General features: G+C 36.3%; 11 protein-coding genes. 8 read left to right on the forward strand and 3 right to left on the reverse strand.

Annotated elements, in window-relative coordinates; translation table 11 throughout:
• The first annotated feature begins 1 nt into the window (after nt 1).
• The 7 genes from M9426_RS05310 (at nt 2) to M9426_RS05340 (ending at nt 7,485) form a co-directional block, all read left to right on the forward strand.
• The gene (locus M9426_RS05310) at nt 2–223 is read left to right on the forward strand and encodes a YdbC family protein (protein ID WP_005955451.1); all 222 of its coding nucleotides are present in this window, start codon (nt 2–4) and stop codon (nt 221–223) included.
• 70 nt (nt 224–293) lie between these two features.
• Nucleotides 294–1,643: a trigger factor gene (tig, locus tag M9426_RS05315; RefSeq protein ID WP_250341551.1), complete on the forward strand. Its 1,350-nt coding sequence runs from the start codon at nt 294–296 to the stop codon at nt 1,641–1,643.
• 16 nt (nt 1,644–1,659) lie between these two features.
• Nucleotides 1,660–2,244: an ATP-dependent Clp endopeptidase proteolytic subunit ClpP gene (gene clpP / locus M9426_RS05320; RefSeq protein ID WP_005955542.1), complete on the forward strand. Its 585-nt coding sequence runs from the start codon at nt 1,660–1,662 to the stop codon at nt 2,242–2,244.
• 8 nt (nt 2,245–2,252) lie between these two features.
• Entirely contained in the window at nt 2,253–3,470 is a 1,218-nt protein-coding gene (gene clpX, locus M9426_RS05325; protein WP_060800603.1) for an ATP-dependent Clp protease ATP-binding subunit ClpX, read from the forward strand.
• A 46-nt stretch (nt 3,471–3,516) separates the two neighbouring features.
• Nucleotides 3,517–5,850, forward strand: coding sequence for an endopeptidase La (lon, locus tag M9426_RS05330; protein ID WP_250341552.1), 2,334 nt, complete (start codon nt 3,517–3,519; stop codon nt 5,848–5,850).
• On the forward strand, nt 5,837–6,433 hold the full coding sequence (yihA, locus tag M9426_RS05335; protein WP_005955507.1) for a ribosome biogenesis GTP-binding protein YihA/YsxC: 597 nt from the start codon (nt 5,837–5,839) through the stop codon (nt 6,431–6,433). Before lon ends, yihA begins: the two co-directional genes overlap by 14 nt.
• Nucleotides 6,434–6,621: 188 nt before the next feature.
• Nucleotides 6,622–7,485 carry a DUF1002 domain-containing protein gene (locus M9426_RS05340; protein ID WP_250341553.1) on the forward strand — a complete coding sequence of 288 codons (864 nt, stop codon included), beginning with the start codon at nt 6,622–6,624 and terminating at the stop codon, nt 7,483–7,485.
• A 93-nt stretch (nt 7,486–7,578) separates the two neighbouring features.
• Here the strand turns inward: M9426_RS05340 and M9426_RS05345 are convergent, their stop codons facing one another.
• The gene (locus M9426_RS05345) at nt 7,579–8,097 is read right to left on the reverse strand and encodes a nitroreductase family protein (protein WP_250341554.1); all 519 of its coding nucleotides are present in this window, start codon (nt 8,095–8,097) and stop codon (nt 7,579–7,581) included.
• A gap of 759 nt (nt 8,098–8,856) precedes the next feature.
• On the opposite strand from M9426_RS05345, the gene M9426_RS05350 reads away from it, so the two are divergent.
• Nucleotides 8,857–9,519, forward strand: coding sequence for an S-layer homology domain-containing protein (locus tag M9426_RS05350; RefSeq protein ID WP_005955532.1), 663 nt, complete (start codon nt 8,857–8,859; stop codon nt 9,517–9,519).
• A 161-nt stretch (nt 9,520–9,680) separates the two neighbouring features.
• Here the strand turns inward: M9426_RS05350 and M9426_RS05355 are convergent, their stop codons facing one another.
• The gene (locus M9426_RS05355; RefSeq protein WP_250341555.1) at nt 9,681–11,120 is read right to left on the reverse strand and encodes a bifunctional metallophosphatase/5'-nucleotidase; all 1,440 of its coding nucleotides are present in this window, start codon (nt 11,118–11,120) and stop codon (nt 9,681–9,683) included.
• Complete coding sequence (gene phnE, locus M9426_RS05360; RefSeq protein ID WP_005955447.1) at nt 11,117–11,929, reverse strand: phosphonate ABC transporter, permease protein PhnE; 813 nt, start codon at nt 11,927–11,929, stop codon at nt 11,117–11,119. The genes M9426_RS05355 and phnE overlap by 4 nt, the downstream gene beginning before the upstream one ends.

The following is an 11,929-nucleotide window of genomic DNA, read 5'->3' on the forward strand; positions in this document are numbered from 1 at the left end:
GATGAGCGATTTTAAATTTGAAATTACTGAACACTTGGGAACTCTATCTGAAAGCGCTAAGGGCTGGACTAAGGAACTTAACAAGGTTTCTTTTAACGATAGACCAGCTAAGTATGACTTAAGAGAATGGGACCCTGACCACCAAAAGATGTCCAAGGGTGTAACTCTTAATGATGAAGAGATGGAAATTCTTTCAAAGATACTAAAGGACAGAGGTATTTAATAGGTTTTTAAAATAACTTATGTTATAATATAGAGATGTGAAAAACGCGAGAAGCGAGGAGGCAATTGAAATGGAAATTAATAAGAAAGAAAATAACACTGTCTTTTTTGACATTGTTTTAAAAAGAGAAGATATAAAGAAAGCTGAAAACGAAGTGTACAAGAAAAACAAAAAACACTTCCAAATTCCTGGATTCAGAAAGGGTCATGTTCCTATGAAGATGATCGAAAACATGTACGGCAAGGACGTATTCTTTGAAGATGCTATCAACGAACTTCTTCCACAAGAATATGAAAAAGCTGTTAAAGAATTAGATCTTAAGGTAGTTGACCAACCAAACATTGACATTGACGAAGAAAGCATTGAAAAGGCTGAAGACCTTGTTATCAAAGTTTCTGTTGATGTTAAACCAGAAGTTGAATTAAAAGACTACGAAGGAATTGAAATCGAAGACCCAACTATTGAAGTAACTGACGAACTTATTGACTCTGAAGTTGAAAACCAAAGAGCAATGAACGCAAGAATTATCAATGTTGACGACAGAGCTGTAGAAGATGGAGACACTGTAAACATCGACTTCAAGGGTTCTGTTGATGGAAAGTACTTCGAAGGTGGAGAAGCTGAAAGCCAAGACCTAAAGATTGGTTCAAACACATTCATCCCAGGCTTTGAAGAACAATTAATTGGACACAAGATTGGCGAAGAATTTGACATCACTGTTAAGTTCCCAGAAGATTACCACCAAAAAGATCTTGCTGGCAAAGACGCTAAATTTGAAATCAAATTAAATTCTATTTCTTATGAAGAACTTCCAGAACTTGATGATGAATTCGTAAAAGACATCTCTGAATTCGACACTCTTGATGAATTCAAGGCTGACCTAAGAAAGAAAAAAGAAGAAGAATTCAAGACAACTTCTGAAATGGAAAAACAAAGAAGAGCTATTGATAAAATTGGTGAAATGATTGAAGCTGACATTCCTGAAGGAATGATTAACTCTCAAATCGATGACATGATTAGAAACTATGACCAAAGTCTAAGAGCTCAAGGCATTAGCTTTGAAGACTACATCAAGATGATTGGTCAAAGTCTTGACGACTTCAAGAAGACTATGAGACCTGAAGCAGAAAAGACTGTTAAAAATGACCTTGCCCTAGAAGCTCTTGTTAAGGCAATGGAAATTGAAATCACTGATGAAGAAATTGAAGAAGAAGTAAACAAGGTTGTTGAAGAATACTTCAAGGACGACAAAGACCACATGGAAAAAATGAGAGAATATATGCTTAACGACAACAAGGACGTTGTAAGAGATGACCTTGAAAAGAGAAAAGCTATTGAAACTCTTGTTGAAAAGGCAAAATTTGTTGAGCCAAAGGAAATTACAAAAGAAGATATAGAAGAAGTAAAAGAAGATAAATAATCAAGGATGTGATTAAATGGCACTAGTGCCAATGGTAGTAGAACAAACTAATAGGGGCGAAAGATCTTACGACATTTACTCAAGACTTTTAAAGGATAGAATTATCTTTCTTAGTGGAGAAGTAAATGACACCATGGCAGATCTAATTGTTGCCCAACTTTTGTTCTTAGAAGCTGAGGACCCAAACAAGGACATTCAACTTTATATTAATTCACCTGGTGGATCTGTAAGTGCAGGCTTTGCAATTTACGACACTATGAACTATATAAAGCCAGACGTGTCAACAATCTGTATTGGGATGGCAGCATCAATGGGTGCATTTTTACTTGCATCTGGTGCTAAGGGTAAGAGATTTGCTCTTCCAAATTCTGACATTATGATTCACCAACCATCTGGTGGAGCACAAGGTCAAGCAAGTGACATCCAAATTAATGCAGAAAAGATTTTAAAAATTAGACATAAGTTAAATGAAATTCTTGCAGAAAGAACTGGTCAAGACCTAGAAAAAATCGAAAAAGATACTGACAGGGACTATTGGTTAAATTCTCAAGAAGCAAAAGATTATGGTTTAATCGATAAAGTTATTGAAAAAAGGGTTTGAGGTGAAATATGTCTAATACAGATGAAATTTTAAGATGTTCATTCTGTGGCAAAACGCAAAACCAAGTGAATAGATTAATTGCCGGACCTAATGTCAATATCTGTGACGAGTGCATCGAGAGATGCCACACAATCCTAGAAAATGAAGTTCCTCATGAAATCAGCAAGGACTTTGACCTAAAGAAGCCTGCTGAGATCAAGGAAATCTTGGACCAATATGTTGTAAAGCAAGAAGATGCAAAACGTGCTCTTGCTGTTGCAGTCTATAACCACTACAAGAGAATTTCATCAACTAGGAAGGTTAGCAGTGACATTGAACTTCAAAAGTCCAACATACTTATGATTGGACCAACAGGTTCTGGTAAGACCCTACTTGCACAAACTCTTGCTAGACTTTTAAATGTTCCCTTTGCCATTGCCGATGCCACAACCTTAACTGAGGCTGGCTATGTAGGCGAAGATGTTGAAAATATTATTTTGAAACTTATTCAAAATGCTGATTACGACATTGAGAGGGCAGAAAAGGGGATTATATATATTGACGAGATAGATAAGATTGCTAGAAAATCTGAAAATGTATCTATCACAAGAGACGTAAGTGGAGAAGGTGTTCAACAAGCCCTCTTAAAGATTATCGAGGGAACTATTGCCAATGTTCCTCCACAAGGTGGAAGGAAACATCCTTCACAAGAATTTATTCAAGTTGATACCTCTAACATCCTATTCATTGTTGGTGGTGCCTTTGACGGAATTGACAAAATTATAGAAAACAGAACTGCCAAGTCTTCTATGGGCTTTGGATCTGAAATTGTAGATAAAAAAGCCAAACAAGAAAATATTTTACAAAAGGTTGAAACAGAAGACTTATTGAAGTTTGGTTTGATACCAGAACTTATTGGTAGACTTCCTGTTACTATTACTCTTGAAGAGTTAGATGAAGAGGCTCTAGTTGAAATTTTAACTAAGCCAAAGAACGCCCTTGTAAAACAATACAAGGAACTTCTAAAGTTTGACGACGTTGACTTAATCTTTGATGACGAAGCCTTAAATTATATTGCTAGAAAGGCAATAGAAAAGAAGGCTGGTGCAAGAGGACTAAGAGGCGTTATTGAAAACACAATTATGAATGTCATGTACGAAATTCCTTCAAGAGATGACATCAAAGCAGTTAAAATAACAAAAGAATCAGTAGAAGGAACTGCACCTGCTGAATTAATAAAAAAATAAATAAATAATTAGCCGTGGTTGCCACGGCTTTTTTAGAAGGTGAAAAATGGATAAAATTAAATTACCACTTATCCCACTTCGAGACCTAGTTATCTTTCCACACATGGTGATGCACTTTGATTGCGGTAGAAAAATTTCTCTCAATGCAATTGATGCTGCAGAGATGAAGGATTCAAAAATATTTTTGGTGGCCCAAAGAGAACTTGAAATCGAAGATCCAAAGAGGGAAGACCTATTTGAAATTGGGACTGTGGCTACTATAAAACAAATTTTAAAACTGCCTGGTGGAATTGTCAGAGTCCTTGTTGAAGGAGAAGAAAGGGCACAAATTTCTGAGCTCGACATCACAGAAGAGATGATCGAAGCGGAAATTGAAATCCTTGAGGACAAGGAAATTGACTTCACAGAAGAAGAAGAGATTGAAGCAGCTCTTAGGCTTGCCCTTAGTGACTTGGAATCCTACTCATCTCTTGATGATAAATTCTTCCCAGGACTTATTTCAAATATTGCAGACACAGATGACCCATCAAGGTTTATTGATACAGTTGTGGGATATTTGAATTTTAAATTACAGGACTATCAAAGGCTTTTGGAAACCACAGATATCTACGAGAGACTTGTGGTCTTCCACGAGATTATGAAAAAGGAAATTGAAATTCTTTCTATAGAAAAGAATATCAACGACCAGGTTAAAAAGAAAATGGACGATGTCCAAAGGGAATACTATCTCAAGGAACAGTTGAGGGTAATCCACAAGGAGCTTGGCGACGGAGAAGACGAAGCTGAGATAACAGAGTCCTACAAAAAGAAAATCGAAGAGAAGGCCCTTCCTGATGAAGTAAGGGAAAAGGCCTTAAAAGAAGTTAAGAAGCTTGGCAACTTAAACTCACAGTCGCCAGATTATTCTCTTTTAATAAATTATCTTGACTGGATTCTTGACCTACCTTGGCTTGAGTCTGGAGATGAAAAGAGAGATATTTCTGATGCGAGAAAAATTTTAAATTACGAGCATTACGGACTTAAAAAAGTTAAGGAAAGGATCCTAGAATTTATTGCCGTTAGGATTTTATCTGGCGACAAGGGAAGGGGACCAATTCTCTGCCTAGTGGGACCTCCTGGAGTTGGCAAGACTTCCATTGCTCAGTCAATTGCAAATTCTCTTAACAAGGAATTTGTTCGTATGAGCCTTGGTGGTGTAACTGACGAAGCAGAAATAAGAGGTCACAGGAGGACATATATTGGAGCTCTTCCTGGAAGAATTATTTCTCTCTTGAAGAAGGCTGGTAAAAATGATCCGGTATTTTTATTTGACGAGATAGACAAGGTGGGCAACGACTTTAAGGGCGACCCTGCATCAGCCCTACTAGAAGTTCTTGACCCAGAACAAAACAATTCCTTTACAGATAGGTACTTGGAACTTCCCTTTGATCTATCAAAGGTATTTTTCATTGCAACAGCCAACACAAGATCAACTATTCCAAGACCACTTCTCGACAGGATGGAAGTGATCCAACTTGAAGGCTACACTCCTAATGAAAAATTCAATATTGCAAAAAAATATTTAATTTCAAAGCAAATTGAAGAAAATGGACTTAAGAAAGAAAATATAAGTATTTCCGATAGGGCCATCAAGGACATAATAGATTACTACACTCGTGAGTCTGGAGTAAGGGGACTTGAAAAACAAATTTCAAAAATTGTGAGGAAGGCTGCCCTAAAGATTGTGGAAGAAGACTTAGACAAGGTTTCTGTTTCCACAAGAAACATCGAGGACTATCTTGGAGAAAAAATTTACAGGATTTCTGAAGCAGAAAAAACTCCTGAAGTTGGTTCAGTAAATGGACTTGCTTGGACAGAAGTTGGTGGAACAAGTCTTGTAATAGAAACTACAGTTATGCCAGGCAAGGGAAAGCTTACTCTAACAGGATCACTTGGAGATGTTATGAAGGAGTCAGCCATAGCTGCCATCTCCCACATAGCATCCAATGCAGACAAGTTTAAGCTAGATCCAAACTTTAGGAGCACTACAGACATCCACATCCACGTGCCTGAAGGTGCAGTGCCAAAGGATGGTCCATCAGCAGGTATCACAATAGCAACATCTGTCCTATCAGCTCTAACAAAGAAGCCAGTTAAAAACGATGTGGCCATGACGGGAGAGATAACTCTTCGTGGTAAGGTCCTACCAATTGGCGGCCTAAAGGAAAAACTTTTGGCAGCAGAAAGATATGGGGTTAAGACTGTAATAATTCCAGAAGATAACAAGAGAGACTTAAAGGAAATTGAAGAAGAAGCGATAAAAAGATTAGACGTGAGACCAGTTTCCAAGTTTGAAGAAGTAGCAGAGATTGCCATAGGTGATTTTAATGAAGATAAATAAGGCAGAACTTGAAAAAGTTGCAGTAGAAGAAAAACAATATCCAGACACAAGCATCAAGGAGTTTGCCTTTGCAGGCAGGTCCAATGTTGGCAAGTCATCTTTTATTAACGCAATGTTAAATAGAAAAAATCTTGCGAGAACTTCATCAACACCAGGAAAAACTAGGACAATTAACTTCTACAAGGTAAATGATGATTTGCGTCTTGTTGACCTACCAGGTTATGGCTACGCAAAAGTTGCCAAGACTGAAAAAGAAAAGTGGGCAGGCATCATAAACAGATATCTTGAGCATAGGGACAACTTAGTTGAGACAATCCTACTTGTTGATATAAGACACGAGCCAACAGCCCTTGACAAGCAAATGTATGACTACATCATTGAGTCGGGCTTCTCAGGAATAGTTATAGCAACAAAAAAAGATAAAATAAAAAAATCTCAAGTAGATAAACATATTTCAGTAATTGCCAAGAAGCTTGGTGTCAAGCACAAGGAAAATATAATTCCCTTCTCATCATCAAAGAAGGATGAAGTAAAGGACATGTGGTTTATCTTTGAAGATATGTTGAGATTTCATGAAGAATAAAAAACAAGAGCTGGGGGACCAGTTCTTTTTTGATGAGCAAATTTTTAAAAACTTATAAGACAAGAGCTTTAAAATTTTATAAGCCTACAAGACTTTAAGAAATTCTTAATAAGTGGTGGATAAATTTCACATACTTTTTAAGTATTATTCATATATAAATGGTATCATAATAAAAAATGGAGGATGTTATGAAGATAAGAAATAAAATTTTAGTGGCATCACTTTCTCTTGCCCTTCTACCTGGCTTTGTTTTCGCAAAAGAAGGGGACGAGATCGTAACACTTGGTGCCGACTTAAAGGAAAGTCAAAAAAGTGAAATGCTTCGTGAGATGAAGGCAAACGAAGATGCAAAGATCATCGAAGTTACTAATGCAGAAGAATACAAGTATCTTGGCGATGTTTTGTCATCAAAGGAAATTGGCAACAAGGCAATCTCCTCTGCAATTGTGAGATATGAAAAAGCTGGCAGTGGTTTAACTATTGAATTATCAGACAACATAAGAGTTGTAAAGGAAGATGCCTTTATCAATGCCCTTAACACTGTAGGGATTGAAGATGCTGATATTTATGTAACTGCGCCAGGAAAGGTTAGCGGTACAGCAGCCTTGACTGGAATCCTAAAGGCCTATGAAGCGAACACAGGCAAGGAACTCCCGGAAAACCTAAAGAAGGTTGCAAACGAAGAACTTGTTGTTCAAACAAAATTATCTGAAGAGCTTGGCGACCAAAAGACTAACGACATAATTTATGAAATCAAGGACGCCATGGCAAAGAATATGCCAAAAGACGAGAAAGAAGTCAGACTTATCATCGAAAGTGTTGCTAAAAGTGGTGATATAAACCTTACAAAGTCACAAGAGGACAAGCTTGTTGGACTCTTTAACAACATGAAAAATGCCAATGTTGACTGGGACAGAGTGGCAGATACTGCCGTTAAGTACAAGGACAAGGCTGCAAAATTTTTGAACTCTCCAGAAGGAGAAAAAGCCGTTGAAAACACGAAGAGCTTTTTGGAAAAATTAATAGACTTTATTGTCAGCTTATTTAAATAAGAATTAAGAATAAAGATTCACTCAAGGGTGGATCTTTTTTATTGCAAAAATTCTGAAAATAAAAAAATCCGACTTAATCGGATTTTTCATAAATTAAAATTTGTTGTAGTGGACTTTTGAGGATACGTCAAATTCTTCGTGGTCCTTTGTTCCTGATTTTTTGTAGCCAATTGGAATTAGGCATTGAGCCCTGTAAGGTTTTTTCACGCCAAAGTTTTCTTGGAAGTATTCTTCATAAGAAATTTTGCCAGCAGTGTTTCCTTCTCTTACGTTAATCCAAGATGATGAAAGGCCTTCGTCTTCAAGTAGAAGTTGTAAGTAGGCTGCTGTAAGTGAAGCTTCTTCGACCCAAGTTTTGCAAATATCTGTGTTGGCAATGACAATTACAATTACTGGAGCTTCTTTAAGGTAAAGAGTTGCGAAGGAGTCCATGTTGGAAAGTTCTTCGATCTTTTCCTTGTCATCAACTACTATGAATTCTACTGGATGGGAGTTGCCGTTGCTTGGTCCCATGGAAGCATACATTAAAAGTTCTTCTAACTTTTCTCTGTCAACTTCTTTGTCTTTATATTTTCTAACGCTTCTTCTTTTTAAAATTATATCTTTTAACAAAATATCACCTCTCTTATAATTCTACCATAAAAAAGAGTGCAGGGAAGTCTGTGAAAATATATTCATAATATTCTTAATAGATAGGACTAAAAACTTGTATAAGATTGAAAATAAGCCGATATAGAAAAGTTAAAATCTTTGAAAATATTTTCATAAAAATGTTGACAAAAATTATTAACTAAAGTACAATATACATGAAGTGAAAACTTCATCATCTTTTTTCTTCCCTTAGAGAACAGTTATTGAATACATAATCTGTTCTCTTTTTATTTGCATAATTTTAATAAAGAAGTTAAATTTTGTAGCTTTATAAAGGGGGAGAAATTTTAATGGATTTTAAATTAATAATTTTTTTGAGAAGAGTTTAAAGGACTCTTCTTTTTTATTTTAAATTAAGATAAGTTAGTGAAAGATAAATCAACTTCAATTTTTTGTAAAGTCATAAACACTTACGGGGCTATAAAAGTTTACAAAGTCATAGAAAATTATTAAGTCATAGGAAATTACAAGGCCATAAACATTTACTAAGCCCTAGGATTTTACTAAAGTGTAAGAAATTAAAAAGTCAGGATTCTCCACATGTTTGCCATATCTAACAAGTTAAAATCCAAAAGAAAAAAACATAATATTATATTATGATAATAAATGAACTAATGTTGCAAGAGTGTTACACCAAAAAATCCTTTGTAACAGAAACTTAAAATAGAAAACCTGTTATATAGAGGACTTTGATATATAATAAGAGTGAAGGTGATAAAGATGAAGATTTTTAAAAAGACTTCATTGATCATTATCTCCTCAGCATTGATTTTGACAAGCACTGTATCTGCAAGAACTTTTAGAGACACAAGAGGTCATTGGGCAGAAGCTTCAGTCGACTTTATAACTGACAAGAAGATTATGTCTGGTTACCAAGATGGGACTTTTAAACCTAATGAAAACATGTCAAGAGCAGAGTTTTATGCCACTGTAAATTCTCTAGTGGGTTATGATAAGACTTATACTGTGACTTTTTCTGATGTAAGTACATCTGATTGGTTTTACAATGATGTAGCTAAGGGAATAAAGGCAGGTTACATTACACCAACAACTGGTAGGCTAAATCCAAATAGGGAAATTACACGAGAAGAGGTTGCAGAAATTCTTGGGTATGTTTATTCGCTATCACCGAGGGAAGCTTCAACAAATGAGTTTGGCGATAGGGCAAGGATAAGCCCTTCGGCAAGGGGCTATGTAGGCGCCCTTGTGGATGCAGGGATTCTAAGAGGTTATTCTGATGGTAACTTTTATCCCGCAAGATCAATTAGGAGGTCAGAAGCTGCTACGCTTTTTAGGTCGATGATTTCTAATTACAACTATCCACAAAAGAAGGCTCTAAATAATAGCAAGATTAAATTTGGAGGCAGAGATCTTTATGAATAAGGCAGGCGACTGTCTTATTTTTTTGCCCAAATTTATTTGGAAGTTAATTTATATTAAAATAAATTTCTTTTATGAATTGTAAATCTTAAACTACAATTTAAAGTCAAAAAAAAGAGACCGAAGTCTCTTATTTTTGCATTTATTAAATTTTCAAATTTATTCTATAAGTTTCTAAAATAATCTAAGAGGATCTCTGAGGTTTCCTTGTCGTAATTTTTTATTACTCTAAGGTTCTTATACATATCAAAGCCGCCGGCTCCTGTTGCCCTGTAGTTGTTCATGACAAGGGAGAAAGTGTCTTTGTCTTTAACTTCCTTGCCCTTGAATAAAATTTTGTCAATTCTCTCGCCAACTTTTTTTGTAAGGTCCTTTTCAAAGTCTATTCCGTAGAAGTAGTCAAAGTTGTAATGTTCTTCCTTTGGCTCCAAAAACTTCTTTGAAATTTTATAGGTCCCGTCATACTCGATGTAGGAAAAGTTTTGTTCTAGGGCAGCTCTAAGAGTCTTGCCGTCAATTTCAAGTACTACTGTTGTGTTGGGGAACCTGTAAGTGTTTAGGACGTCTCTTGTTGTTAAGTTCTTCTTTAGACCTGAGATGACATTGGCAAAGGAAGTGATAGAAATATCTGCTCCCGTGTAGTCCAACTGAATCTTATTTATTAGGTCTGCGAGGTCTGAACCCTTAAGAGCCATTTTTATCCTGTCCTCTGGCAAGTAGTCGCGACTGAGCCTTGCTATTGGCACATCGAGATAGTCTTGGACTTTTTCTTCAACGTCTTTATATTTTTCTATTAGGGCGTTGTCTCCAAGCTTTGGTTCTATGAAGGAAGCCTGCATTTCTTTTGTTGCAAGATTAACTTCAACAAGGGCTGCCTTGGATCCATTGGCTGGAGTTTCGATAGCAAGGGTCTTGCCGATGTAAGCAGCAATCTCCATGTGTTGGTGGCCTGCCAAGATTAGGTTGAAGTCCAATTCCTTTGCAAGCCTTCCCCCAATATTTTCTGTGGTTTCAGAAAGTTTCTTGCCACTCTCTAAGTCGATTTCGTAGCCACCGTGATAGATTAAAATATTAAAATCTGTATTTTCTTTTTTAAGTCCATCAAGGGCCCTCTTTGCTCCTTCAAAGGTATCTGTGACTTCGAAGTTCACAAGATTTTCTTTTCTCTCCCAGAGGTTGACCCAATCTGTAACCACACCAGCAAGCCCAATCTTGTGGCCATCAATTTCTTTTATGGCGTAGGGTTCAAAATTAATTTTTCCAGTTTTGTCTATGACGTTGGCACAAACTAACTTGCCCTTCATATTCTCCACATAAGTCTTTAGGTAGTCGTAGCCATAGTTGAAGTCGTGGTTACCCAGTGTGTAGTAGTCAACATTTTGCATTATATCTGCAATTATTTCTGAGCTTAAATTTTCTTTCACATAATAGGCGAAGGAGGACCCTTGAAGGATGTCTCCTCCGTCAGTTAAGATTGTGTGATCATCTTTTGCTATATTATTTAATAGGGACAGGTAACCTGTGTTTTTTTCTTTTCTATCAAGATAGTCTGTTGGGAAAAAATATCCATGCAAGTCTGATGTGTGAATTATTTTTAAAATCATTTTTCACCTACTAGTCTTGCTCTTATTTTTGTTGAGAAGTATTCAATAAATAAAACTAGAACAATTAGACCCAAGAGGATAGCCCCAACTTCACGCCACTTGTAAGAGTTAATAGCGAACATAAGTGGTGAACCAATACCACCTGCTCCAACAAGTCCAAGGACTGAAGCATCCCTTAAATTTATGTCAAAACGATAAATTGTTGTTGATGCAAAGTTGGCAAAAAGTTGTGGAATTATACCAAAGCGAATCTTTTGGAAGGTTGTGGCTCCAATTGATGAGAAGGACTCTAGTATTGCCTTGTTAAGGTTCATTATGTTATCTGAAAATAATTTTGTAAGCATACCAATAGATGTAAAGGACATGGTCATAAGTCCTGCAAAGGGGCCAGGTCCAGTTACCCTAATAAACATTAGGCCGTAAACAATAGCTGGAATTGTCCTAATTAGGATAATGAACATTCTAACTAGGTAAGCCACTGGAGCTGGGACAATATTTGATGATGCCAAAAAGCTAAGTGGCATAGCAATTATTGCTCCCACAAGAGTACCCAAGAAGGCTATACAAATAGTTTCAAGTAGTAGGTAAGGAACACCCTTTGTAGTTAGGTTAAAGAGCATATCCCTATTTGGGTTAAAGATTCCCTTAATAATATTTTTGGCTACTTCCATCCCATCTTTTGTAGCAGAATCAAAATTAATTACAGAAGATGACCAGATTATCATAAATAAAACCACTGCTACAATCATCAAGATGTAGCCATGATTTTTCGGTTCTGATTTTAGTTTTTCTATTACTTTTTCTGACAT

It is taken from the genome of Peptoniphilus genitalis (assembly GCF_023614525.1).
Lineage (GTDB): Bacteria > Bacillota > Clostridia > Tissierellales > Peptoniphilaceae > Peptoniphilus_A > Peptoniphilus_A genitalis.